The following is a 26,364-nucleotide window of genomic DNA, read 5'->3' on the forward strand; positions in this document are numbered from 1 at the left end:
CAACCCCAACAACCAGCGGCCCCCGTTCCAATTGGACGGGGGCCGTCTGCGTTTTATAGACCCCCGCAGCCACAACTGCCCGCTCCTAAGGCCGCCCAGCTACAAAGCCGGTACCTTACAGTGGGCGGCACACCCACCAAGACCTGCCTGCCTCCTCTGCCGCCCCCACAGGCCCCGCCAGAAATCCATACCATCTCCTGATGAGCAGCTTCTTATTTGTATCTGACTATTAAAACAAGTTCTCACCTCAGGCGTTAGTTGCATAACTAATAGTGATAGTGGGTTGTAAAAGCAAAAATCTTCCTTCCACTGCTTCTTCTTTAACTTCTTACCAAGTATAATATTGTTTATTTGATTGTAGCTGTTTAACTTGAAACATGGCCCTTCTTTATCCTACATTTTTATTCGCCTTAGCTGCTACTAGTATTCCTATTATTCTGCATTTGGCTCAATTGCGAAAAGCCAAGCGGGTGGAGTTTAGTAATGTTAGATTAATCAAGACTTCTAAGGATATCACGGCTAGCCAAAGAAACTTGAAAGAAATCCTAATTCTTATTTGTCGGATTCTTTTTATAGTATTTCTCGTGCTGGCGTTTGCTCAACCCTTTTTACCTGCCTCAGATTCGTTCGTGCCTGCTGATGCCTCTCAGGTTTCCGTGGTTGTCGATAATTCTTTCAGTATGCAAAACACGCATGCGGAGGAGGATGTACCTTTGTTAACTGCCGCTACAGAGCAAGCTCAAAGCATGCTGGATCTCTTTCCTTCATCGGCAACCTTTAGGCTCTTTACAGCAGCACAAAGTAACCAAAGAGGTATACTAGACAAATCAGCGGCATCCTCCCTGATAAATGATTTAAATTATGCTTCAGGCTCTGGTTTTCAACTTCTCCCTAGAGAACGGACTGCAGAGCATGTTTTTATCTTTTCTGACTTCCAAAGAAGTACCTTTCAACCAGCTAGCCTTTCTGAAGCAGATTCTACAAAGCAAATTCACTTAGTTCCAATAAAGGCAGCTTCTATTGCTAATGTTGTCATTGATTCGATTTATCTGGAAGATGAGTTTATCAGGCCAGCAGGAGAAAATTTACTACATATTCAATTGTACAATGCAGGAACTGAGGCAGTAGAAGACTGTAATGTAAAACTTATAGTAAACGAGCGGCAGGTAGCGGCGCTAAGCGTAGATTTGCCCGCGCAGCAGCTTACAGAAACAACAGTAAACTTTAGTGTGCTGGGCAGTGGTGTAAATAAGGCTTATGTGCTCATTGAGGATTATCCGGTAGAGTTTGATAATGTGTATCATTTTGTCATGGCTCCTTCCAGCAACATCGAAATTGTTGAAATTACCGAAGGCTCGACTGATTTGTTACCGCGTTTGTACAGGAACGAATCTTTCTTCAGACTAACCCAATTTCAACAGAACAATGTCGATTATGCACGTGCAGCTGCTGCTCATACAGTGATTTTACATGGCATCAAGAATATTTCTTCGGCACTGGCATCTACTTTGGCTACCTTTGTTAAAGGCGGTGGTACATTGGTAATTGTTCCATCCGGGCAGCCCGATAACGCAAGTTATAATAGCCTGATGCAGGATCTTAATATTGCAGCTAGCCTTACGGCCACTACAGCTGGCGAACCTGTTAAAACAGCAGTAGCGGCTCCTGATCCTGCTAATCCGTTTTTTAAAAGCATATTTTCAGAGTTCGATCCTAAAATGCAGATGCCTGCCGCAGCTAGAACTATGGCTTGGTCTAGGGCATCAGATGATATATTGAGGTTCAGGGGAGGTTCTCCTTTTCTTTCGAGGTTTAGTAGAGGGAATGGGCAAGTATTTCTGTTAGCAGCCCCATTGGAAGGCCGCTTTAATGAGCTACAAAATCATGCACTGTTTGTGCCGGTTATGTATAAACTGGCCATTGCCAGCTATAAGCAGGAGCAACAACTATCCTATGCCTTAGATGGTGCCACTGTTAGTTTACCTGTAACTGCGCCTCGCCGGCAGGAAGGCATTTTTAAACTGACACAGGATAGTCTTGAGTTTATTCCAGAGCAGCAGCTGCGTGGCGGGAACTTATACTTCACTATTCCGGATGCCATAGACCAGGCAGGCTTTTACGATTTACGCCTGGGCGACTCTACCTTCACGACCCTTGCCTTTAATTACCCGAAAAAAGAATCACTTCTGGAGCAGTACACACCCGATGAACTGCGCAGTTTTTTTAAACCAAGCCAGCAAAATGTGCATGTATATAATTATGGAGATGCCTTTTCTGTACAAGGAGAATTCGAAAAACGATATTTTGGTGTAAAGCTTTGGAAATATTGCCTAATATTGTGTCTGATTTTCTTAATGGCAGAAATAGCCCTCATAAGATTCTTTTAGCATGAACATACTCATCAAGGCTGCAACCATTTATCACCCAGAATCAGAATTCCATTTACAACAACAGCATATTTTTATCGAGAACGGTACTATTCGCTACATAGGTCCTGAAGCCAGACAGGCAGATCAGACCATTGAGGCCGATGGCTTATGTGTTTCGCTGGGGTGGGTAGATATGTTTGCCTTTGCCGGTGAACCTGGTTTGGAGCACAAAGAAGACCTGGAATCGTTGGCAGCGGCTGCAGCGGCTGGTGGTTTTACCGAAGTGGTGTGCTTGCCTAATGCGCAGCCTGTAGTACAAACAAAAGGGGCGGTGAGCTTTATCAAAAGTAAGTCGACACCTTTGCCTGTAACCTTGCACCCGACGGCTGCCATTACGGCCGATGCCGAAGGAAAAGAACTCACTGAAATGATAGACTTGCACCGGGCGGGAGCAGTAGCTTTTACAGATGGGCTTAACCCTTTGCAAGGTGCAGATGTATTGCTAAAGGCATTGCAGTATGTGCAGATGTTTGATGGACTTCTGTTGAACAAACCAGAACACACCCGCTTGACCAATTACGGGCAGATGCACGAGGGGGAAGCAAGTACCCGTTTGGGAATGAAAGGTATGCCAGCCATAGCTGAAGAGGTAATGGTAACCCGCGATCTGCAATTACTTTCCTACACTGGGGGCAGGTTGCATTTCTCAGCCATCTCTACGGCAGCGGCAATAGAAAGTATCCGGCAGGCAAAAGCAGCTGGAATGCAGGTAACCTGCGATGTAGCCAGTTACCAAGCTTATTTCACTGACGAAACTATCCTGCCTTTCGACACCAATTTTAAAGTAGTGCCCCCCTTTAGAAGCCAGGCGGATGCCGATGCAATTAAAGAAGGATTGCTCGATGGAACAATTGACGTGCTGACCTCCCTGCACATGCCACACGACCCGGAGGCGAAAAACCTGGAGTTTGACTTGGCGGAATTTGGAATCATAAACCTGGAGACAGCTTTTGCTGTAGCCAACACTTCGCTGGGCGATGTGCTTTCTACGGAGGCTTTGGTAGAAAAACTGGCTATTAATCCGCGGAGGATCCTTCGATTACCACAGGCAAACCTGGCTGTAGGCGAACAGGCGAACCTCACGCTGTTTATTCCAAACCAGACCTGGACTCCAGAAGAGGGCCAAACGAAGTCAAAATCCAAGAACAGTCCTTTTTACGGGCACGCTTTGAAAGGAACAGTACTTGGCATCATACACAAGGGGCAGGTCGTGCTCCGCTAAATAATTTTATTTTGTAATTACTACAAGAGGTACAACCATCCTTCTTGTATCAGAAAACACAAATGTTTAATCAGGCAATAGTACGGATAGGAGTAAGGTATGGCGTTATATGCGGAATAGCCAGTTTTGCGCTTGTCCTTCTAACTTATTTTATAGGTTACAATCCATTAAATGAATCAGGTAGGTTAAGTTTTTTTGCGCTTCCTGTATTTATTTTTCTGGGAATGAAATATTACAAGCAGTTCCTTGATACCGAACTTAGCTTTTTTAAAGGCCTGCGGGTTGGATTGGCGATCTCCTTTTACACGGCTCTGGTAGCAGCCATGTTATTGTTTATTTTTCTATACTTTTTTGGGCATGAGCTGGTAAAAGAGTATCTGGCCGAAATGCAGAGAATATTAGAGGCAACCAGAGAAGAAAGCATACAACTGTATGGGCAGGAAATTTATGAGCAAAGCCTGAAGGAACTAGGTTCTATGAGCTTGAGCCGTCTCGCTTCGTTCGACTTTATGGCGAGGTTGGTAGTAGGCAGTTTGATTTCGGTTGTGGCTGCAGTTTTCTTTAGAAAATAATAATATGTACCTGTATCTCTAAAATAAATAAACCTATGACTGAAAATCGACCTACCGTAACTTCTGTTGCACTTAAATATGGTATTGCCGGAGGCTTAATAGCCATATTCTATTCGGCTATGCTGATGATCTTTAACCAGAGCACCAATAAGTGGCTTGCCTTTCTGTCTTATTTCATTCTGGTGGGGGCCATGATATATGCGATGCAACAGTACAAAAAGGGTAACGACTCTTTTATGTCTTATGGCCAGGGCTTAGGTATTGGCACACTGGTGGCAACCATTATCGGTTTAATGAGCGGCTTGTTTATGGTTGTTTATACCACTTTTATCGATACAGCACATTTTGCCAACATCATGGACCAGCAACGCATGGAGCTAGAGGATAGAGGCATGAGCGATGAACAGATTGATGCTGCCCTTGCCATAGGAGAAAGTATGAGCGGCCCCTTTATGATGATTTTTATGAGTTTAGCTGGGTTTGCGCTGATTGGCTTTTTTCTTTCATTAATAATTTCGGCCATCATGAAGAAGAACCGGCCAGAATTTGAATAAATACATGCAATACGCTTATGATATTTCGGTGGTGGTACCTCTTTTTAATGAGGAGGAGTCGCTGCCTGAACTAGTGCGGTGGATTAAACGTGTGATGCACGCCCATGGGTACTCGTATGAGATTATTTTAGTGGATGACGGCAGCACCGACCGGTCGTGGGACGTAGTAAACGAACTCAGCGTAGAAGACCATACCGTGAAGGGCATCAGCTTTAACCGGAACTATGGTAAATCTGCCGCCCTGAACGAAGGATTTAAACGCTGTACCGGCGAAGTAGTTATTACCATGGATGCTGACTTGCAGGACAGTCCGGAAGAAATTCCGGAGCTGTACGACATGATCAAGCATCAGAAGTATGATTTGGTGTCAGGTTGGAAAAAGAAGCGTTTCGACCCGGTTACTAAAACCGTTCCTTCCAAGCTGTTTAATGCCGCCACCCGAAAATTGTCTGGTATTAACCTGCACGACTTTAACTGTGGCCTTAAGGCCTATCGGCAACTGGTCGTAAAAACGGTAGAAGTACATGGCGAAATGCACCGCTACATTCCTGTAATAGCCAAATGGAATGGCTTTAAGAAGATAGGTGAAAAGGTGGTGCAGCACCAGGAGCGTAAGTATGGTAAAACAAAATTCGGGATAGAACGCTTTATTTTTGGTTTCCTGGATCTTCTCTCCATCTCTTTTGTATCGCGGTTCCGCAAAAGGCCTATGCACTTTTTCGGTACGTTAGGTACTTTTTGCTTTCTCTTCGGATTTATTGTAACGCTCTGGCTTATTCTGCAGAAGGTATTCCGGCTGTATTCCGATGGGCGCATTCGCGACGTTGTGGACCAGCCTCTCTTTTTTCTGGCACTTGTTGCAGTTGTTGTAGGCGTGCAGCTGTTCCTGGCAGGGTTTCTAGCCGAAATGATTACACTTACAGCAAAAAATAAGAATGAATACCTGATAAAGGAGCGGGTGGGCATGCTTAAAAAATAATGGCAAGGCGTGTAGTTATTGTAGGCCCCGCGCATCCGCTACGAGGTGGAGGCATGGCTACGTTTAACGAGCGCCTGGCACAGGCTTTTCAGGAAGCCGGCGATGAGGTAGAGATCGTCACGTTTAGCTTACAGTACCCTTCCTTTCTTTTCCCTGGCAAGACTCAGTTCACTGATGAACCAGCTCCGGAAGGTCTTTGCATACGGGTACTCATGAACTCGGTAAACCCTCTGAGCTGGCTGAAAACCGGAAACTACATCCGAAAAAAGCGCCCTGACCTGGTTATTTTTCGGTACTGGCTTCCTTTTATGGGCCCCTGCTTCGGCACTATTGCCCGCGTTATTAGCCTAAACAGGCACAGCCATATTTTAGCTATTACCGACAACGTGGTGCCGCATGAGAAGCGGGTAGGAGATGTCCCTTTTACAAAATACTTTCTTAGCGCCTGCCATGGCTTTGTGGCTATGTCGGGGGCAGTGCTACAGGATCTGAAGCAGTTTGAGCCCCGTAAGCCTGCCATTTACCTGCCCCACCCCCTTTACGATAATTTTGGAGCTCCGGAATCTAAAGCCGAAGCCTGTGCTGCCATGGGGTTAGATCCGGATACCCGCTACCTGTTGTTCTTTGGGTTTATTCGATCCTACAAAGGGCTGGACCTGTTGCTGCAGGCTATGGCAGAGGAGCCCGTAAAGCAGCTAGCTAACCTGAAACTGATAATTGCCGGCGAGTTTTACGAAGATGCAGCTCCTTATATGCAACTAATGAGGCAGCTAGGCATTGAGGAGCAACTGGTGCTGCATACTGAATTTATTTCTAACGCGGCGGTACGTCATTACTTCTGTGCTGCCGACCTGGTGGTGCAGCCCTATAAGCATGCCACTCAAAGTGGAGTAACACAGGTAGCTTTCCACTTTAACAAGCCTATGGTTGTAACCAATGTAGGTGGACTAGCGGAGCTGGTGCCTCATGGCGAAGTGGGGTATGTGGTGGAGCCTCAGCCAGCTGCTATCGCCCAGGCTATTGAACACTTCTATAAAACAGCACAAGGCTCTGCCTTTTCTCAGAATATGCAGGGCTATAAAAAGCGCTTTAGTTGGAGTAGCTTTGTGCAGCAGGTGCATGAACTCGCTATAAAACTCTAACCTACCTACCTCCTGAGCAATGGCCTGACCCTTTTAAGACCAAAACACCTCTGGAAGGCCATTTTCATTAGAAGAATTTAGCTCAATATGCTGATATAATAATCTGCTGATGTAAGAATATTAAGATTTAAGAATAGGCCGATAATATCTTGTTGCGTCGGCAGTTCCAGGAAGTCACTGGGTAAAGCACGAAAACGTGGATAAACAGACTAATAAAGATACTGTGTCTAGTGCCCTGATTTCAATTATTAGCTCTGGAAGGCTATTTTTATTTGAATAATTTAAATTTCAAAGCATCTCACCTGTGTGAAAGAGAGTAGCTATTCTGCTGTCTTTGTATTTTTCTAGGTTTATTCAATTTGTAAAATTGAATGATAAAATTTTGCTGGATAAAGTTAAAATTTCAAGAATATTTTGTTATTTTGTTTAAACAGTAATAGTAGCCGCTGCCGTATGCAACTTTCTGGTTTGAGCAAAGTCTTTCCCTTCCTCTTTTGTTTTTTTGTATTAACTGCCTTACCAGGACAAGCAGTGCTGGCGCAGACACAACCAAAAGATACTGCCTTTGTGCAGGCCGCCATAAGCCAGGCTGTTGGTGCTTACCGTAATGCCATTGGCAACTCTGCCCATTTATATACAGGCATCGAGTATTTCGATTACAGAAAATATTTGCGGGAAGGGCATCAGTTTTTGGTTACAGACGAACTTGTAAAAGGAGATGTGGTATACGAAGGCATTTTGTACGAGCAGGTGCCACTGCTGTACGATATTGTAAAGGATGAGCTGATTGTTAAGCTGGAGAGCCGGGCCTTTAACCAGAAACTTATTTCACAAAAGGTGGCGCAGTTTAACTGGAAGGGACAAGTTTTCCAGCGTTTCCCCGCAGATAGCTTAACTTCTTTTCAAAGTGGATTTTACGAACTGTTACTTCAGAATGAAGTATTGGTGCTGGCAAAGCGCGCCAAAATAATAGAAGAGGTGCCTGAAAACAGGTTGATAAAGACAGTCTTCAGGCGAGCGGATGGTTACTATATTCAAAAAGACCTTCGGTATTATCCTATCACCAGCAAAAGATCGCTTTACACGGTTTTTAAGGACCAGAAAAAGGAGCTGAAAAGGTTTTACCGCGTCCAGGATCTCAAGTTCAGAGCAAATAAAGAAAAAACGATTGTTGCAGTGGCCACTGAGTATGTTAGCCTCACAAAGTAAAGCAGGGGTTTATTGGCTTCCGAAAGGCCTTACACTAGAACAAACCATTCATTTCCATACTATTACGTGCCATGGCTCCACTTTACAGAGTATTCCTGCTGGTAATAACCTTGTTGCTGATGAATATTTCGGCAGGCCAGGCTCAAACTGAAGGAATACTGATAAGCGGAGACTTTCGGAACAGCCGCTTTAGTGAGTTTGTTGAAGCCGTGGAGGCTACTACACCTTACCATTTCTACTACGACAATGCTGACGTAGATACATTGCTGATTAACCTGCAGGTGCAGCAGCAACCCTTGGAACTGGTATTGCGGCAGGTGCTGCAGGACACTGCCCTGAAGTTTGCCATTAGCCGGCAACACGAAGTGTTTATTACCCGCGGCCGCGCATTCTTATCCGATCTTCCGGCAGGCTTTTTCGAAAGAGCCGCAGATACAACAGATGCCGCTTCTCCAGAAGTTGCTGTACCACTCCTGGCAGAGGAACAGGTTCGCAAAAAGGCATCATCTGACATTAAGCTTTATGAGATTGGCATTAAATCAGATAAAACAACAGGCAAGGCTACCCTGGCGGGCCACTTGCGCGATGCAAAGTCCGGAGAAGCTATCATTGGAGCATCTGTTTACATAGAGTCTCCGCTCATTGGCACAACCTCCGATCAGTATGGATATTATGCGCTTACTTTGCCTTTAGGCAGGCACGAACTCAAGATCAAAGGCATTGGTATACAAAATACCAGGCGCCTGCTGCTGCTCCACTCCGATGGTAAATTAAACATAGATATTCAGGAAGATGTCCGGACGCTGAAGGAGGTGTTGGTAGAAGCTGAGAAAGACCGAAACGTATCAGGCCTGCAAATGGGCCTGGAACGGTTAGACATCAGGACTATAAAACAGGTGCCAACTGCTTTTGGCGAAACCGACATTTTACGAGTTATGCTGACCCTGCCTGGAGTAAAGTCTGTGGGGGAGGGTAGTACCGGCATGAACGTGCGGGGCGGTTCTACAGACCAAAACCTGATTCTGTTTAACGATGCCACAATTTATAACCCCTCGCACTTGTTTGGCTTTTTCTCTGCCTTTAATCCGGATATTATCAAATCGGTGGAGTTATATAAGAGTGCCGTACCAGCCAGGTATGGAGGCCGCTTATCGTCGGTGCTGGAAATAACCACCCGCGATGGCAACAAGAAAAAAATCGCGGGCTCCGGTGGACTTGGTTTGCTCACCAGCAGACTCACGCTGGAGGGGCCACTCAAAAAAGACAAATCCTCCTTTCTGATTGGAGGGCGCACCACCTACTCTAATTGGTTGTTGCGGCAGCTGCCAGATACCGACTATAACCAAAGCAGGGCCTCTTTCTACGACCTCAATGCTCAGATTACTCATGAGTTTAATAATAAGAACACTGTGTATCTATCAGGGTACACCAGTAACGATAAATTCAAACTTGGCTCCGATACCCTTTACAGCTTCTCAAACTACAGTGCAAGTTTAAAATGGAAACATATATTTCATAATAAGTTGTACAGTGTGGTAACAGGTGCCTACAGCCAATACAGCTATGCCATTTCGAGCGATAAAAATCCTGTAAATGCCTCTGAAATGACATTTGGTATTAATCAGGCTAACGTTCAGGCTGATTTTAACTATTTCCCTAGCTCGAAGCATACCATAGATTTTGGAGCTAGTGCCATACTGTACGATGTGGGAGCAGGTAGCCTGCAGCCACTAGGATCAGAATCGCTGGTAATACCGGATCGCTTGCAGGATGAGCGTGCTTTGGAGGGTGCTTTTTATATATCAGATAGGTTTGACATTAGCCCAAGATTATCTGTCTCTGTTGGGCTGCGCTATTCTATGTTCCAGGCCATGGGGCCGAGGCAGGTATTCACTTATGCGCCAGGCGTTCCGAAAACAGAGTACACCGTAACCGACACCCTTACTTATGGCCGTGGCGATAGGTTTGCTCCATACCACGGTCCCGAGTACCGACTATCGGCTCGCTTAGGCCTGACTGATAACTCTTCAGTAAAAGTTAGCTTTAACAGGATGCGCCAGTACCTGCACATGCTTTCTAACACTACAGCTGTGTCGCCAACAGATATCTGGAAACTAAGCGATTCTAATATCAGGCCACAGGTAGGAGACCAGTTCGCGCTTGGCTATTACCAAAATTTTAGAGCCAATACGGTAGAGTTCTCTGTAGAGGGTTATACCAAGACTATGCAAGACTTCCTGGATTACAAAAGTGCGGCCACACTCTTTATGAACCACGAGATTGAGCGCGATGTGGTAAACGCCGAAGGCAAGGCTTACGGTGTGGAAATTATGTTGAAAAAGCTTACCGGTAAGCTAAACGGTTGGGTTAGCTACACCTATTCCCGCACCCTGGTTAGGGTAAATAACGCCACCTTTTCGGAAATAATTAACAATGGTGAGTACTATCCAAGTAACTTCGACAAGCCCCATGACTTTACCATGATCAGTAATTACCGCTTCAGCCAGCGTTTCAGCACTTCCCTTAACTTTACCTACAGCACTGGTCGCCCCATTACACTGCCTATTGCCAAATATTATGATGGTGATATACAGCGGGTATTTTACTCCGACAGAAATGAGTACAGAGTACCCAATTTTTACCGGGTAGACCTCGCTATGAACATAGAGGGAAATCATAAAGTCCGCAAACTTGCCCACAGTTCCTGGACCCTGGCTGTGTATAACCTTACCGGCCGCAAAAATCCTTACTCAGTTTATTTCCGGTCGGAGCAGGGAAAAATAAACGGGTACAAGCTGTCTATCTTCGGCAGACCTATTCCTACCATTACCTACAACTTTAGATTTTAACCACCATGCGCATTCAGGATTTTACGAAACATGTATGCTGGCTACTGCTCCTGTTGTTGATAAGTGCCTGCGAAGAACGTTATATGCCAAATGTCATCGTTGCACCAAACAGATTTCTGGTTGTAAGCGGGTTTATTAACATTGGAGAAGGTGCTACTACCATAAAACTTAGCAGGGCTCAAAACCTCTCCGATGATAGCGCGCCAACAGTAGAATCAGGAGCCATAGTTTGGGTAGAAGGAGATAATGGAGCCACCGCTACGCTCGAAGAAGCCATACCGGGGACTTACACCTACAATGGAAGCGAATTAAAGGGAATGAGCAAGTGCAGACTCCGAATCAGGGCAGCGAATAAAGAGTATGCTTCCGAACTGGTAACGGCCAAAAAGACTCCGCCTATAGATTCTATAAGCTGGAAACCCGACGATACCGGGCTGGATGTGTTTGTAAATACCCACGATCCACTTAACCAGACCCGCTATTACCGCTGGGATTACGACGATGCCTGGGAATATTTAGCAGAGTATTATGCGGAGCTGGAGTACGTTAATAACGAAATAAAACGACGTGATGCCGACAGTGATGAAATTTACCGTTGCTATCAGTTCGGCAAGTCTACCAACATTCTGTTAAACAACACGCTTAAACTGAGCGACGATCGGGTAAGCGAATTCCGGTTGCTGCGTATTCCCTCTGTTTCCACTAAGCTAAGGTCGCGCTATAGCATACTGGTGCGCCAGTATGCCATTTCAAAAGAAGAGTTCGAGTATTACGATATACTTAGAAAAAACACCGAGAGCCTGGGCACCTTGTTCGATCCATTGCCTTCTCAGCTCATTGGCAATATATCTTGTCTATCTAACCCAGATGAAATTGTCATTGGCTATGTTGGAGCTTACTCTGTGGAACAGAAGCGCATTTTTATAAGTCGCTCGGAGTTGCCCGGTAGATGGAGAAGGCCACGCGCAAATTGCAGACTAGATACCCTTGATGTTGGTGATGCTATCCTTTACCTGGAATCTGGAGGGTATTTACCCGTTGCGGAATATATAGAAGCAGGCCAGCTACAGTATACCATCTCAAGCAAAAGCTGCGTGGATTGTAGGGTTTCGGCAACAAATGTAAAACCGTCTTATTGGTAATTGAGCATGGAGCTACTACAACAAGATGCGAAAAAGCAGCATGGGCTAAAGCAATCAGGAAGAAGTGTGACTGCCATATGGGCGATTGTATTTTGCTTGTGGTTGATAACCATGTCTGCCGCTGCACAACAAACTGGTTTGGCAGGAATAGTAAAAGACCTGAAGACACACCGGCAGCAAGCTCTACAGGAAAAGGTGTTTCTGCACCTCGACAGGCCACAGTACCTGAGTGGTGAAACCATGTGGTTTAAACTCTATAATGTGGATGGAACACTGCACCGCCCTCTGCACATGAGCAAACTTGCGTATGTAGAAGTGCTGGATGCGCAGAACCAGCCGGTACTACAGGGTAAAGTTCCCTTAAAGGATGGGATGGGTAAAGGGTCGTTTCAGGTGCCGTTTACCCTTAACTCCGGGCACTACACAGTAAGGGCTTATACTAACTGGATGAAAAACTTTGAGCCGGAGTTTTATTTTGAGCAGCCTGTTACTATTCTAAACATCTACAAAAAGCTGGACCTGAAACCGGCAGAAGAGGCAGCAGCACTGAGTGTGCAGTTTTTTCCCGAAGGAGGAAACCTGGTGCAAGGGCTGCCGTGCAAAGTCGCTTTTAAAGTTATAGATGCCAGCACAGGAAAAGGAATAGCTGCCACAGGAGAAGTACGCAACCGTATAGGAAATGTAGTGGCTACCTTTGAGCCGGCAGCCTTTGGTATTGGTCATTTTACATTTACTCCAGGCGCAGACGAAGTTTATACAGCTGTGGTGCGGGCCGATAGCCAACGGGTGCTGGCACAGCAACTCCCCCCAGTTTATGAACAAGGATACACACTACAGCTACAGGAAGCGGGCACATCAGCATTAAAGCTTATAGTGCGTTCTACACTTGGGCAGAAAGAGCAGGTTTATCTGCTTGGGCATGCCCGGCAAATGGTAGCTGTGGGGGCGGCTGGTTTTATATCAGAGGGCGAAACGGTATTTACTGTTTCCACAGATTCTCTGGCCGATGGGATCACTCACTTTACACTTTTTAATAGCAAGAGGCAGCCGGTTTGCGAGCGCCTTTACTTTAAGCAGCCTACGCAAAAACTCGACATAGAAGCCACCGTTGCAAAAAACGCTTTCAGCCAGCGCGAGGAGGTTCAGGTAAACCTGCTGACACAGTCTGAGCCAGGCTCTGTAGTGCCTGCAGATCTTTCGTTGGCTGTTTACCGCCTTGACGAAAGCCAGACAGTGCCCACTACTGATATCAGCTCCTACCTGTTGTTAACTTCAGAATTACAGGGGCAGGTAGAGAACCCCATGTACTATCTTACTAATAAGGATTCGAAGGCCCGGGAGGCGGTGGATAACCTGATGCTGACGCATGGCTGGAGCCGGTTTAAGTGGGAAGACATACAAAACAGGACAGCCCGTACTATTAGCTATACGCCAGAATACGATGGTCACCTGATCAGGGGGCGGTTGAGCCACTCGGTTTCGGGTGCTCCTGCTTCTGGTATAGCTGCTTATTTGGGGTCGCCTTCGCGGCATGTGAGGCTCTACCATGCGGTTAGCGACTCTTCCGGTGTTTTTCAGTTTGAAGTAAAGGACTTTCTAGGTCCGAGAGAAATTGTGCTCCAGACAGATTTCAGGGAAGATAGTACCTATCATTTTGAGGTTTTTAATCCTTTTTCAGAAAAGTACACAGCATATACCCGGCCCATTTTTGATGTCTCGGAATCGTTGGAGCATAGTATTGCACTGCGTCATAAGGAGGTCGAGGCACAACAGCTATATTTTAGAGCTTACCGCCAGCTGTTTAAGCCCAGCGGTATAGATAGTATTGCCTTTTATGGGCATCCGGACCAGCAATATTTTTTAGATGACTATACCCGCTTTAAGGTAATGGAGGAAGTGATGCGGGAATATGTGTCGGGGGTGATGGTACGGAAAAGGAGAGGGCGGTTTCATTTTCTGCTCGTAAACAAGCCTTACAAAACGTATTTTAAAGAAGACCCGATGGTGCTGCTAGATGGAGTGCCAGTGTTCGATATAGACAAGATAATGGCCTTTGATCCGCTATTAGTGAAACGATTAGATGTGATTACCGCCACTTTTTTGCATGGACCGGTTTTGTACGATGGAATTGTTAGTTACGCTACTTACAAAGGCGACTTGGGTGGTTTCCCTCTGGACCCGCGAGCATTAATGATGGAGTATGAGGGTTTGCAGCAGGAAAGGGAGTTTTATGCCCCTGCTTACGCTACTGCCGAGGAGAAACAAAGCCGGCTCCCTGATTTTCGTAATCTACTTTATTGGTCGCCGCAAATCCTGACTAAGGCAGACGGAAAAGGCAGGGCCAGCTTCTTTACCTCCGATAGTGCTGGCATTTACCTGCTGGTAGTGCAGGGCATCACAAATAATGGTCTTTTTGGCAGCCAGACATTAACTTTTGAAGTAAAGCAACCACTGTAAGCAAGTTTTTGCATTTGGTATTAAAACAGGCATCCCGGAATTCCTGCTCTGTAACAGAAATTCCGGGATGCTGATGGTAAGGCCTGGACCTAAACGGACCTGAAAAGGCTCAGGAAGGCCATATTGATTAGAATAATTGTGAGTAAGTGGCAATAAGTTTTGGTTATCGGCCAAAGTCGTCTTGTACCCGCACAATATCTTCTTCATCAGATGGCAGTTCCACATCGGTATGTTGCCATATTTCTGCCAGAATTCCCCAATCCTGCAAACCTACTAATCTATGGCGCTCTCCTTGCTTTAGTGTAATTAACTCGCCAGGGCTTAAAGTTTTAGTGTCGCCTTCTTCGTCAGTGTCGCTGGTAACAACGCCAACAGTGCCTTTTACTACTTTCCAGATTTCGGCTCTACGATGGTGATATTGCCAGGATAACCTTTTTTCTGGTGCCACAACCAAAATTTTTGGGCTCAGCTTACCTGAAATGCGCAGGCTTTCTACAGATAAGCCATCAAAGTAAGTATCTGCGAATTGTTGTGCCTGATCCTCGTTTATTACAAAGAAACCACCCCAAGGTCGGGTTGGGTCTTGCTTATCTATGGTGAACCCTTGTTGGGTTAGCTTTTGCTCTATTTCTTTAAAAAGCGATAGCTTCTCAGTTTCTAGTGTCATGTTTCCTTAGATTGAAAATGTATGATTTTCCCTACTCAAAATAAGCATATTTAGGAGCAGCAATATAACTATATTTTAGAAATGTAGTGTAAGTAGACTCGAAAAGGTGAAAGACATAAGTAGAGAGAATACTACTGCATCCATTCAAGAAACGTTCTCATCAGGCCTGAATAGATTTGATCTCAAAAGTTAAATTCTGCTAATCAAAATACCCTCCAGGAGGCAATTTAGCTATAAGTCCTTACAGGGTATTTTACCAGCAAAGACTTACAGCTTTAAGTTGTTTAAGAGTTAATCAGACGTAAGGCTTTTGTTACTGCTGGCTTTTATTATCTCTTCGATATCTAGGAATAGGGTGTTGGGTGAACTTGTAGTGCCAGCTGCTTCGTAGGCTGGCCTGTCGGGCCATTGGGTAATTTGCAAAGCTTCTGCTGCAGACCTGTCTCCTGTTATTTCGAACACTACCTGCCGCATAAAGTAAGCCGGTACCCAACTAAAAAAAGTGGAAGGAACACCAAATTCGTCCCAAGACCGTGTAATACCATATTGCCGCACAAAAAAGTCCTCCTGGGGCTGCACAAAGTTAACTGTTTGCATACCAGTCTTATAGTTACGCACTATATAATCTCGAACCAACGTGTACTCCTGCTGCACTGGTTTAAGGTAAAGCTGCTGCACGTTGTATCGTGCATTGAACAAAAACAAAATAGCGAAGATTGTAACTATAGTCTGTTGCGTTTCCTGCTTCTTAAAGTAAAAAAAGATGCATTCAGCTATTAAGATAAAAACAGCCAGGTGCAGAGCCAGTAAAGTACGGTTAGAGGCATAGTTCTCTTTAACAACCATAGAGGGCAGGTATGATAGCATGAGTAAAGCAAAAATAAAACCCAGGCTTATGACCTTCTGCTGTACACTTTGCCCTTTGTTGCGCAACCAGTACAAGAACAACCAGCCACCAAATAAAGCCGCATATACTATATAGCCTGCTATACTCTTCTCGTTGAAAAGGTAAGTTAAATGAAAGGCGCTACTCATTGGCCGTGTGAAAAAGAATTTCAGTTTATCCCAAGGATAAATATGCAGACCCGCCCGGTTATCGGCTCCCATTCCGGCTAGCGACATACTTAATTTGAAGATAAGGAAATAAAGCCCTGTAATACAGGCAAAAGCAACAATAGCATACGCCAAGTAAACAAAGTTTTTGTTCGGGCGAAGCGCGTGTATGATAAACGGAAGGAAAAAGAAACCAAAACCATTCTGGTAAGTAAATAGCGCCACAATGCCAAAAACGGCTGACAAACATACCAAAGCCCAGATAAACTTCAGTTGTCCATTTTCTAGCCTGGTACCACGATACATCAGGTAACCTGCTACAAAGCCACAGGTGTTTGCCAGAAAAAGCTCCAGGCAAGAGGCCCAAAGCACAGAAATGCTAAGCGGTGGCATACAAATTAGGTAAAACACAGACAAGAAGGCTAATGACTGCGGCAGCTGCTCTCTCTTAAAAATATCTTTCAGGAGCAGGTACCAAACCGGTATAGAGGCGGCCCAACCTAAAAAAGAGAAAATACGCGCTACCTTGATTTGTGCTATCGTATCGATGCTGCCAAACAGCCAGCCCATTAGTACATCGGTAATGTACCTGCCAAGGCTCACAAACATATGAAAATCGGGATCTTTGCCATAATACCATAGCTGCACCACTTCGTCGGTGTAGACATACTCTGCTATCCAAACGGGGTAATAAAGCAGGGTAAACGCAAGAAGCAGTATTGAGATGCTTATAAAATCAGTGTGCCTAGAGTTCAACTTTTTAGAAAATAAAGATGGATTTTTTTGGAGAATATGTTGCCAGGAGCAGCCGCACTTACTTCAGGTACAAAGAAAAACTAACTCTGTGCCTGTTGCGCTTGTAGGAGTTTACCTCCAGCAATGGTTGTGGTTGTCGATAGTAAGCAAAGCTAAAAATGAAAAGGAGGTGCAGGGTTGACTAAACAGCATAAACTATACAGCTTTTACCATTTAAGTAGCGGCCTGACCATTTGGAAAAGGTTAGGGTGGTGTTATACTCATAATGGGCAAGAAATTACCCGCTCGATTACCTGTTTTGTAATTCTGCTAATCAAAATGTCCTTCCGGAGGCAATTTAACTATAAACCCTTGCTGGTTGTCAGCAAGGGTTTGAAGCAGTTATCAAATCAGGTCTACACCCGTGTAGTTATAGGGCGTAATTTTCTTTAGTTCTGCTTTTACAGCATTGCTTACCTCCAGCGTATTGATAAAGCTGCTGATGGCTTGCTCTGTAATCTTTTCGTTTTTGCGGGTAAGTGCTTTAAGTGCTTCGTAAGGCTGCGGGTAGCCCTCGCGGCGCAGCACCGTTTGGATGCCTTCTGCCACTACTGCCCAATTCTCTTCCAGGTGATGCTTCAGGGCAGCTTCGTTCAGTTCTAATTTACCAATACCTTTTTCCAGCGATTTCAGTGCAATCAGCAGGTGCGCGAGTGGCACGCCTACGTTCCGCAGCACAGTAGAGTCGGTGAGGTCGCGTTGCAGCCTGGAAATAGGCAGCTTGGCTGATAGGTGCTCCAGCAGCGCATTGGCAATGCCTAGGTTACCTTCCGCGTTTTCGAAATCGATTGGGTTCACTTTATGCGGCATGGCCGAGGAACCCACTTCGCCAGCTTTGATTTTCTGTTTAAAATAACCCATCGACACGTACTGCCACACATCGCGTGAAAAGTCGATCAGAATGGTATTGAGGCGTTTTAATCCGTCAAAATAAGCAGCCAGGTTATCGTAGTGCTCAATTTGGGTAGTGTACTGGCTGCGGCGCAGGCCCAGCACCTGCTGTACAAAGCGGTTGCCAAACTCAGGCCAATTAATGCTGGGGTAAGCTACATAATGTGCATTAAAGTTGCCGGTAGCACCCCCGAACTTAGCTGAGAACGGCACCTGACGCAGCAGGTCTAGCTGCCGCTCCATGCGCTCCGCAAACACCATCATTTCCTTGCCCAGGCGAGTAGGAGAGGCGGGCTGGCCATGGGTGTGGGCAAGCATGGGAATATCTTTCCACAACTGGGCGAGCTCCACCAGTTTTTGGTGCAGTTGCTGGTAAGCAGGCATTATTACCCGCTCATCTGCTTCGCGCAGGGTCATGGGTATGGCGGTGTTGTTAACATCCTGCGAGGTGAGGCCGAAATGGATAAACTCTTTGTAGGCTCCAAGCCCTAAATCATCGAATTTATCTTTTATAAAATACTCCACGGCTTTTACATCGTGGTTAGTAACTTTTTCAGTCTCCTTTATAGTGAGCGCATCCTGCTCCGTAAACTGCTCGTAAATTGCCCGCAACTTCGGAAACGTGCTGGCCGAAACACCTTCCAGCGAAGGCAGCGGCTGCTCACAAAGCGCAATAAAGTATTCCACTTCTACCAGAACACGATAGCGGATCAGGCCAAATTCAGAAAAATAGCCAGCCAGTTCTGTGGTAAGTCTGCGGTAACGGCCGTCAACCGGCGATATAGCGGAAAGTGTGGTTAGGTTCATGCAATATGTCTTTGTTTCAAATATAAGCATGATTCGCGAAGGATGCGAAAAAAACATACCTGAACCGTATGCGTATGTCATGCGGCGGCAACTCCTACAGTAGCGGCATCGGAAACCCTGGTTTGAAGTTAACCTGGATTTTTTCGAACCGCACCATAGGCAGAGACATCCGCTACAGGTACAAAAGTATGTGTGATAAAACATTCTGGCAATCAGTTTGCTATCTAAAGCAGAAGCTCTAAAACTTGTACAAATCAAATCTAGGCATCTGCCGTATGTAGAGGAGATTATTGGAGGGCAATATTTTTGTGCCTGCTATACCGGCATTGCATGTATATTGCGGCCTCTTATTATTATTTTAATTAGCTAACTACATCTATTTCGAAACGGAATAATTTGAACCCACGAAACTTGAACCCTCGTTTAAAAAAAAGACTTATCTGGGTGGCTGGTGGCATACTAGCCTTCTTTCTGATTCTGCTTATCTCGCTTCTTATATTTAGAGGCAAGCTTCTGGAGTATTCCATTACCCGCATTACTGAAAAAGTGGAAAGCCGCTATCCTGTAAAATTTACTATAGGGAAGGCTGAATTTACTGATCTGAGATCGGTTGTACTGAGTGGCATAACGTTGGTGCCCCACGGCCGCGACACGCTTTTTACCACCGACACCGTTAATGCCACGGTAAGCCTTCGCTCCATTTTTAAAGGAAGAGTGGTGTTCAGGCGTTTGGAAGTAGCCAATGGCTACCTGACCGCCCGCCGCGACTCCAGCGGTAATAATTTCTCGTTTCTGCTGAAAAGAGAAGATGCTGCTCCCGTAGATACCACAGAGAAAACAGCCCGCAACTATGGCCGGCTGCTCAACAATATCATAGAAACGGCCTTTGATAACGTGCCGGACCAGGTGTATTTCCGAAACCTGAATGTATCGTATGTCTCCACCAACCGGACCATAGACGTACGGATGCCTTACCTTACCATCGACGATGGCGAAATAGATTCTCAGGTCTCAATACAAGTAGATACCCTACGGAACAACATGCGGGTGCATGGAGCCATTAACCCAAGGTCTTATGTAATTTCGGCCAGCTTGTTTGCTTTTGATGAGCGTGGAATTAAAGTGCCTTACGTTAAATCGAAGCTTGGCGGAGAAATGTCTTTTGATACCCTCTACGTTAGCCTTACCGATAAAACTTTCCGGCGCGATATTCTTACAGTAAAGGGAGCTGCTATGGTAAACGACCTTTTCGTAAACCACGAGCGGCTGGCCACAGAAGATATACACGTAAAAGAAGCGGCCATCGATTACTCCATCAGCATCGGCCCGAATCTGTATGTGATTGATAGCTTAACTCAAGTGCGGATAAATAAAGTGAAAGCCAATATTTTCGCTTCTTATAACAAAGGCGAAGCTGATATTGTGGACCTGAAGGTGAAGACAGCCGATGTGCCAGCCAACGATTTTTTCGAATCGCTGCCCACTGGTTTGTTCGAGAACCTTGAAGGTATCAAAGCAGAAGGAAAGCTGAAATACAAAATGGACTTCCATCTGAACATGGATAGCGTAGAAGCGGTGAAGTTCGACTCTGACCTGGATGCTTCCAAAGATTTTAAGATTGTGGAGTATGGCAGCACCAACCTCGAAAAGATAAATAGCTCTTTTTCACACACCGTGTATGAGTATGGCAAGCCGGTCCGTACTTTTACCGTAGGACCTTCTAACTTCTTCTACACTCCAATAGAGCAGATTAGCCCTTACCTGCGCAATGCCATTCTTACGGCAGAAGATGCTTATTTTTATAGGCACAAGGGCTTTCATGAAGAAGCTTTTCGGCAGGCAATTGCTAAAAATATACAGGAGCGCGACTTTAAGAGGGGCGGCAGCACCATATCTATGCAGTTGGTGAAGAACGTGTTCCTGACCAGGCAAAAAACTGTGACTCGCAAAGTGGAAGAAGCCATTATTGTGTGGCTGATAGAAAATCAGCGCCTGGTTTCTAAACACAGAATGTTTGAGGTGTACCTCAATATTATAGAGTGGGGACCAGAGATTTATGGGGCCAAAGATGCATCCAGGTTTTATTTTGGTAAGCAGCCATCGGAGCTGACGCTAGCCGAAGCAATTTTCCTGACAAGTATTATTCCCAGCCCGAAGCGTTACCGATCTTCTTTCGATAGTGCCGGCAACCTGCGTAGCCATAAGGCGGGGTATTACCGTTTAATTGGCGGGCATATGGCAAGGCGGGGCCTTATCAGTCAGGAAGAATACGACAACTTGTACCCGAACGTGCGGCTCAGTGGTCGGGCTCGCGACATAGTCGTGACAGCACCTGACACGACAGAAGAAGATACGCGTGAATTTGAACTCGAAACCATTGACATGCTCGATTTTTAATTTAACGCCATAAAGGCTTTAGAAGCGACTCTTGTAACTGTTTGCAAGAGTCGCTTTTTTCGTTTAGCAATCAATTCTTAGTTTTGTAGAGGAGGGCGTGTCCATAATTTCTGAAGTTGATGTCCGGCTGCTCCTTCTTTTTATTATTTAATGTGGTGGTTTTGTAGCGCCAGGAAGTAAATCTCAATCTAATCATGCAAAAGGAAAAAACGGAACAGGAAGCACAAAAAGCAGTTGGATTGGTACCCCGCGTAGGGGCTTTGGCAGCCAAGATAGGGCTAGATTGGTTTCTGCTGGCCCTCCTGGGCATGATTGGATTAGCTTATTTGTGGCCAGAGGGTGGAATAGACCGGGAGCCTGTTTCGTTGGGTGATGTGGCCGGGTATGGCGTGTCGCTTATCTTCTTTTTCTACGGCTTACGCTTGAGTATTGAGAAACTGAAGTCGGGGCTAAGCAGCTGGCGACTGCACATGGTGGTGCAGTTAAGCACTTTTCTGCTCTTTCCGCTACTGGTGTTACCTCTTCACAGTTTTTTTGAAGGCACGGAGTATGAGCTGCTATGGCTAGGCTCCTTTTATGTAGCGGCACTCCCCTCTACAGTTTCGTCGGCGGTAGTAATGGTGGCTATAGCGGGTGGCAACATGCCGGCAGCCATTTTTAATGCGAGTATTTCCAGCATCTTAGGTATTTTTATTACTCCGCTCTGGATGGGACTTTTTCTGTCGGGGAGCAGCACCGCCGATTTTGAAATGGGCGATGTGCTGGGTAAGCTGGTGTTACAGGTACTGTTGCCAGTTATATTGGGTATTTTGCTAAACAAGCGCTGGGGGAGCTTTGCAGAACGGCACAAGAAAAAGCTGCGCTACTTCGACCAGATTATTATCCTTACCATTGTCTACACTTCCTTCTGCGAATCTTTCGAACGTGATATGTTCAGTGCCTTCGGCTGGCAGGATATCCTGTTGCTGAGTGTGGCCATGCTGCTGCTGTTTTTCCTGGCCTTTCTGCTTATTAATCTCCTTAGCCGACTGTTTGGCTTTAAGCGCGAAGACAGAGTTACAGCTATTTTCTGTGGCTCTAAAAAATCGCTGGTGCACGGCACCGTTATGTCAAAGGTGCTGTTCCCGGATGCCAACATGGTGGGTATTATTTTGCTGCCAATTATGGTCTACCACGCCTTGCAGTTGCTGGTGTCGAGTATGATGGCGCAACGAATGGGCGCCACAGCCTTAGAACAAGCTAAAAAAGCCAGTGCCGACACCGAATAAAAAGACCTCCGGAAGGCAATTTTCATTAGAAAAATTAGTGCTCGTCTTGAAACGGCCATTTATAAATTTTCGACTTGACCAAGCAAAAGGTTCTCTTACTCTTCCTTGCTTTAGAGCATTTTAGTCATTAGCCTGGAATAGGTTTTTTTTCTCAGGTTGGCTTGTATGATAGTAGCTAGTTGTTGCATTTTTATGATGCAGACCTTCCTATTACAAATTTGGTGATGAAGGTAACTTTGTCATTGTATCTGAATGGTAGATCATGGCAATGCTGTGTATGGAAGATAAGCATACCTTAGATAGAACAAACTCTGAAGTTTTATCTTTTCTATACTCCATGCTCATATTTACCTCGGGTAGATGTGAGTATGAAGTTATTCATCCTACCTTTTTATTTAATTATTGCTCTAAGCCATATAATTAAGCCCAGTATCTCATTGTGCTTTTGGTGCTGCTTCCATAGAATACACTGTTTTCAAAGATTTATTTTATGACAATTTCTTTATGAAAGAATATAATTTACAGCTCCTGTTATAATAAAATGCAAATTCAGTATAACTTTGAGAGAGATTTTGTCTATGCAGACATGAAATACATTCCTTTATTGTAGATAATCAAACAGTTATATATGAATCATAAACTTCTACTCCTTCTACTTCTCACTTTTATACCAGCGCAAGTAAATGCACAAAGGCAGCTAACTCATATTCTGGATGAAGACTCAGACTTACCTTCATCACCATCAGAATTTTGTGAGTATAAAGGCAAAGTATATTTTGCGGCCTCCTCTGATTTTTATGGAGAAGAGCTGTGGGTGAGCGATGGAACAGAGGCAAACACTAAATTATTCGTAGACTTAAATCCTGGTCCAGGATACGCTAGTCCTAAGAGCCTGTTGATTCTTAATAACGAGCTTTTTTTTATTGCAGCGGACGGAACAGGTGGTCATCAGGTGTTTAAAATAAACAAAAACAATGATGAAGTAGAAAGAGTGACTGATTTCACTGATAAGTATATTAAAACACTAACAATTGTTGGTGACCAGATATTCTTTCTTGTTGATGACAACGGATATTTGCAACTATGGAAAACTGATGGCTCAAAAGCTGGCACAACATTTATAAAAACAAACATATCTACTAGTGTATCCGCTTTGATAATGGATAATATACAAATCAGTAAGAGCGTAGCTAGCTTTGAAGGAAGCTTGAACGGCTTATTTTATTTTGAGTTAAGTAGCTTCACTAATACAGGTGCCAGTTTATGGCGCAGTGACGGCACTACTGCAGGTACAATTTTGTTAGCAGACAGACTTATTGGAAATGGAGCAGGTACTAATGGTTTAGGTTCAGGAGGTACATCTTATTTAACACAGCACATTTTCTATAAGAACTACTTGTATTTTGTTACTGAGAGCGGAATAATGAAAACAGACGGCTCAGTTGTGAACACTGAAACAGTAGTAAGTATTAACAACGGAAGTAATTTTGTTGGATATACGGATGTTGTTGAGTTAGATGATAAAATGTACTTTTCATTTTTCGTGCTTCACAACAATAGACACTTCATATGGGAAAGTGATGGCACAAATGCAAATACAAGGCTGGTCTACGACACAAATTCAAGTCAATATTTTGCACCTTCCAATTTATTACCTAAAGATGGCAAGCTTCTGTTCACAAGCAAAGGTGCGACCGAAGGAAGTACTTCTATAGTTAGCTTTAACCCTAAAGATCTTGCCGTTACCTCAATCATTCAGCTGGAGGATGGAATGAACAAGCCTGATTCTTTTTATTTTGGTCGAATGGCTAACATGCTGTATAACCTGAATGGAAGTATTGTGGCAGGTGTAACAAAACGCACAAGTACTACTTACAAGAGTTCATATTTCATAAACATCGAAGCCGGTACTAAGGAAGTAGGACCTGACATATATTACACTAATCATTTCCATCCATACAAAAACAAATTCTTTTTCTCCGCATTAACACCCAAGCAGGGTGTAGAACTCTGGATTACTGATGGCGTCCCTGCCAATACAGGGCTACTTAAGAATATACATACTGGAAAGATGGGTTTAAATTTTTCAATGATGAAATCAGTAGGCAATTCAATAGTATTTGGTGCCAATGACCCAGGAACAGGGGTTGGATATGAACTTATGCGCTACGATAGTAAAACGAAAGTAACCTCAGTTCTTACTGATATTAATAAAGGTGCAGCGTCCTCAACCCCTCAAGATGCCTGTAAATTTAAGAGTAAATTGTTTTTCTCTGCTCTTCAGCCTGAAACAGGCCGTCAACTTTGGGTTACAGATGGAACGTCTGACGGTACCTCCCTGGTAAGCGATATGGTGCCAGGACAAGGATCATCATCACCCACTTTGCTGACCAATGTATGTGACCATACTTTATATTTTAGAATATCAAATGATTCCAGAGACCATTTAATGATAACAGATGGTTCTTCAATTACAAAGTTGATAGATGTAGGAGTCAACAGTTTAGGCAATTCTAATTGGATAACCAATATTATAGCAGCTGGAGAGAAAGCTTACTTCTCTGTATCAGGAGGAGGGGATTACTTATGGGCTAGCGATGGCACAGAAGCTGGCACAGTTAAGATAAAAGATCTAAAAAATATCTATCAATTAACCTATGGGCAAGATGGGTATGTCTATATTGTCGCGAATCAGACAGGCAGTTCTTTTTCACCACTTATGCTCTGGAAATCCGATGGCACCGCAACCGGTACTAAACCAGTTTTTGAGCCTGAACAACTACCGTTAACTAATATTCGAGATCTATTTGCCTACAATAATGCTATGTATTTTGTCGCCTCCAACGAATCATCTGGCAATGAGATTTGGAAAACGGACGGCACTTTTGCTGGTACTAGTATGCTGAAAGAAATTGCTCCAGGTAAATTATCAGCTATATCTAACCCGAACTTTACCATTTATAACAACAAACTTTACTTTGCTGCTACCGATGGAGAGCACGGTACGGAGCTTTGGTCTACTGATGGTACAGCTGCTAATACCGTTATGGTGCATGACATAGCAGAGGGAGCTCACGGTTCTTTTCCAGGCAACCTAACGCTCATCGAAGATAAGATGTATTTCAGTGCTACCACACCAGCCTACGGAACTGAACTTTGGGTAACAAACGGAAGTAGTTTTACTATGGTCGCAGACATTTTGCCAGGTGAAAATCATTCTGCCCCCTCTAATATCATGTCCATTGACAAAGAAATTTTCTTTATGGCTAATACTGCCAGTGAGGGTAGGCAACTATGGTCTCTCGCAAACGGTGTAGTGGCTAACGTGGAAGATGATATTTTTACAAAAAGTCTGACAGTATTTCCTAATCCTGCCACAGATCATTTGACAGTTGATTATGATGGATTGAGTGGAGGTAGGATAAAGAATATTTCCATTTTCGATATGGTGGGCAGGAAACAAGAAGTAGCTACCAGTTTGGAGGGGAAAAAAGTACACATTGGTAACTTAACTCCTGGTATTTACCTTATTACTTTCGAAATAGGGCAGGAACGATTCACCCGAAAATTTATCAAACAAAGTATGTAAGCATGCTACACCAACAGAGCGGAAATAAATGATAAAGGATTAAGATTTTGTAAAACTGTTCTTAAAGGCCTTAATACCTGCCGCTCAAGTAGAACAGGTAGGAGCACACACGGTTAGTTGGTAAAATTATTTCATCTTTTAGTTTATCATATCAAAAGCTCTCTGTTATAAGAAAGATTAGTTTTTCAACCCTAGACCAAAAAATTACAGGAACACCTCCGGAAGGCGATTTTCATTAGAAGAATTCAGCTCTAAGCAACTAGGTAGAGTTGTTGTTGTAGTAGGACAGGGGCGGAGTAGAAACAGGTTGGGAAATTGCACCTGATGGCTTACCTTTACCAG

The 26,364-nt window shown here is 44.5% G+C and carries 17 protein-coding genes; 14 read left to right on the top strand and 3 right to left on the bottom strand.

Translation table 11 applies throughout. From position 1 onward, the window contains the following. The 11 genes from ACMA1I_RS12420 to ACMA1I_RS12470 form a co-directional block, all read left to right on the top strand. Positions 1-226, top strand: a 226-nt coding sequence (locus ACMA1I_RS12420; RefSeq protein ID WP_337068673.1) for a hypothetical protein, incomplete at its 5' end; no start/stop codon positions are given. 151 nt (positions 227-377) lie between these two features. Then, a complete protein-coding gene (locus tag ACMA1I_RS12425) occupies positions 378-2,387 on the top strand; it encodes a BatA domain-containing protein (protein ID WP_337068674.1) in 2,010 nt (669 codons plus the stop codon). A gap of 1 nt (position 2,388) precedes the next feature. Beyond that, positions 2,389-3,651, top strand: a complete 1,263-nt coding sequence (locus ACMA1I_RS12430) for a dihydroorotase (protein WP_337068675.1) — start codon at positions 2,389-2,391, stop codon at positions 3,649-3,651. A 62-nt stretch (positions 3,652-3,713) separates the two neighbouring features. Then, complete coding sequence (locus ACMA1I_RS12435; RefSeq protein ID WP_337068676.1) at positions 3,714-4,223, top strand: DUF4199 domain-containing protein; 510 nt, start codon at positions 3,714-3,716, stop codon at positions 4,221-4,223. A gap of 35 nt (positions 4,224-4,258) precedes the next feature. Continuing rightward, a complete protein-coding gene (locus ACMA1I_RS12440) occupies positions 4,259-4,777 on the top strand; it encodes a DUF4199 domain-containing protein (RefSeq protein WP_337068677.1) in 519 nt (172 codons plus the stop codon). Between the two features lie 4 nt (positions 4,778-4,781). Beyond that, positions 4,782-5,756, top strand: coding sequence for a glycosyltransferase family 2 protein (locus ACMA1I_RS12445; protein ID WP_337068678.1), 975 nt, complete (start codon positions 4,782-4,784; stop codon positions 5,754-5,756). Further along, positions 5,756-6,898, top strand: coding sequence for a glycosyltransferase (locus tag ACMA1I_RS12450; protein WP_337068679.1), 1,143 nt, complete (start codon positions 5,756-5,758; stop codon positions 6,896-6,898). Before ACMA1I_RS12445 ends, ACMA1I_RS12450 begins: the two co-directional genes overlap by 1 nt. A gap of 468 nt (positions 6,899-7,366) precedes the next feature. Then, positions 7,367-8,107 (top strand): hypothetical protein, encoded by a 741-nt coding sequence (locus ACMA1I_RS12455; protein ID WP_337068680.1) that lies wholly within the window; start codon positions 7,367-7,369, stop codon positions 8,105-8,107. Positions 8,108-8,178: 71 nt separating this feature from the next. Then, positions 8,179-10,956 carry a carboxypeptidase-like regulatory domain-containing protein gene (locus ACMA1I_RS12460; protein ID WP_337068681.1) on the top strand — a complete coding sequence of 926 codons (2,778 nt, stop codon included), beginning with the start codon at positions 8,179-8,181 and terminating at the stop codon, positions 10,954-10,956. Between the two features lie 5 nt (positions 10,957-10,961). Then, complete coding sequence (locus ACMA1I_RS12465) at positions 10,962-12,098, top strand: DUF4249 domain-containing protein (RefSeq protein WP_337068682.1); 1,137 nt, start codon at positions 10,962-10,964, stop codon at positions 12,096-12,098. A gap of 6 nt (positions 12,099-12,104) precedes the next feature. After that, positions 12,105-14,555, top strand: coding sequence for a hypothetical protein (locus ACMA1I_RS12470; RefSeq protein ID WP_337068683.1), 2,451 nt, complete (start codon positions 12,105-12,107; stop codon positions 14,553-14,555). A gap of 163 nt (positions 14,556-14,718) precedes the next feature. Here the strand turns inward: ACMA1I_RS12470 and ACMA1I_RS12475 are convergent, their stop codons facing one another. The 3 genes from ACMA1I_RS12475 to purB form a co-directional block, all read right to left on the bottom strand. Continuing rightward, positions 14,719-15,222 (bottom strand): phosphoheptose isomerase, encoded by a 504-nt coding sequence (locus ACMA1I_RS12475; protein ID WP_337068684.1) that lies wholly within the window; start codon positions 15,220-15,222, stop codon positions 14,719-14,721. Between the two features lie 291 nt (positions 15,223-15,513). Beyond that, positions 15,514-17,031 carry a hypothetical protein gene (locus ACMA1I_RS12480; RefSeq protein WP_337068685.1) on the bottom strand — a complete coding sequence of 506 codons (1,518 nt, stop codon included), beginning with the start codon at positions 17,029-17,031 and terminating at the stop codon, positions 15,514-15,516. Between the two features lie 384 nt (positions 17,032-17,415). Continuing rightward, positions 17,416-18,768 (bottom strand): adenylosuccinate lyase, encoded by a 1,353-nt coding sequence (gene purB / locus ACMA1I_RS12485; RefSeq protein ID WP_337068686.1) that lies wholly within the window; start codon positions 18,766-18,768, stop codon positions 17,416-17,418. Between the two features lie 411 nt (positions 18,769-19,179). On the opposite strand from purB, the gene ACMA1I_RS12490 reads away from it, so the two are divergent. From ACMA1I_RS12490 to ACMA1I_RS12500, 3 genes are all read left to right on the top strand, one after another. Further along, positions 19,180-21,165, top strand: coding sequence for a biosynthetic peptidoglycan transglycosylase (locus tag ACMA1I_RS12490; protein ID WP_337068687.1), 1,986 nt, complete (start codon positions 19,180-19,182; stop codon positions 21,163-21,165). Positions 21,166-21,359: 194 nt separating this feature from the next. Next, positions 21,360-22,433 (top strand): bile acid:sodium symporter family protein, encoded by a 1,074-nt coding sequence (locus ACMA1I_RS12495; RefSeq protein WP_337068688.1) that lies wholly within the window; start codon positions 21,360-21,362, stop codon positions 22,431-22,433. Between the two features lie 628 nt (positions 22,434-23,061). Beyond that, positions 23,062-26,022 (top strand): ELWxxDGT repeat protein, encoded by a 2,961-nt coding sequence (locus ACMA1I_RS12500; protein WP_337068689.1) that lies wholly within the window; start codon positions 23,062-23,064, stop codon positions 26,020-26,022. Positions 26,023-26,364 lie beyond the last annotated feature (342 nt).

This window comes from Pontibacter sp. 13R65, from assembly GCF_047525655.1.
Taxonomy (GTDB): Bacteria; Bacteroidota; Bacteroidia; order Cytophagales; family Hymenobacteraceae; genus Pontibacter.

Excerpts from the sequence above, each read along its gene's own strand:
- ACMA1I_RS12425 (WP_337068674.1), top strand. The coding sequence starts at position 378 with ATGGCCCTTCTTTATCCTACATTTTTATTCGCCTTAGCTGCTACTAGT.
- ACMA1I_RS12430 (WP_337068675.1), top strand. The coding sequence starts at position 2,389 with ATGAACATACTCATCAAGGCTGCAACCATTTATCACCCAGAATCAGAA.
- ACMA1I_RS12435 (WP_337068676.1), top strand. The coding sequence starts at position 3,714 with ATGTTTAATCAGGCAATAGTACGGATAGGAGTAAGGTATGGCGTTATA.
- ACMA1I_RS12440 (WP_337068677.1), top strand. The coding sequence starts at position 4,259 with ATGACTGAAAATCGACCTACCGTAACTTCTGTTGCACTTAAATATGGT.
- ACMA1I_RS12445 (WP_337068678.1), top strand. The coding sequence starts at position 4,782 with ATGCAATACGCTTATGATATTTCGGTGGTGGTACCTCTTTTTAATGAG.
- ACMA1I_RS12450 (WP_337068679.1), top strand. The coding sequence starts at position 5,756 with ATGGCAAGGCGTGTAGTTATTGTAGGCCCCGCGCATCCGCTACGAGGT.
- ACMA1I_RS12460 (WP_337068681.1), top strand. The coding sequence starts at position 8,179 with ATGGCTCCACTTTACAGAGTATTCCTGCTGGTAATAACCTTGTTGCTG.
- ACMA1I_RS12465 (WP_337068682.1), top strand. The coding sequence starts at position 10,962 with ATGCGCATTCAGGATTTTACGAAACATGTATGCTGGCTACTGCTCCTG.
- ACMA1I_RS12470 (WP_337068683.1), top strand. The coding sequence starts at position 12,105 with ATGGAGCTACTACAACAAGATGCGAAAAAGCAGCATGGGCTAAAGCAA.
- ACMA1I_RS12475 (WP_337068684.1), bottom strand. The coding sequence starts at position 15,222 with ATGACACTAGAAACTGAGAAGCTATCGCTTTTTAAAGAAATAGAGCAA.
- purB (WP_337068686.1), bottom strand. The coding sequence starts at position 18,768 with ATGAACCTAACCACACTTTCCGCTATATCGCCGGTTGACGGCCGTTAC.
- ACMA1I_RS12495 (WP_337068688.1), top strand. The coding sequence starts at position 21,360 with ATGCAAAAGGAAAAAACGGAACAGGAAGCACAAAAAGCAGTTGGATTG.
- ACMA1I_RS12500 (WP_337068689.1), top strand. The coding sequence starts at position 23,062 with ATGAATCATAAACTTCTACTCCTTCTACTTCTCACTTTTATACCAGCG.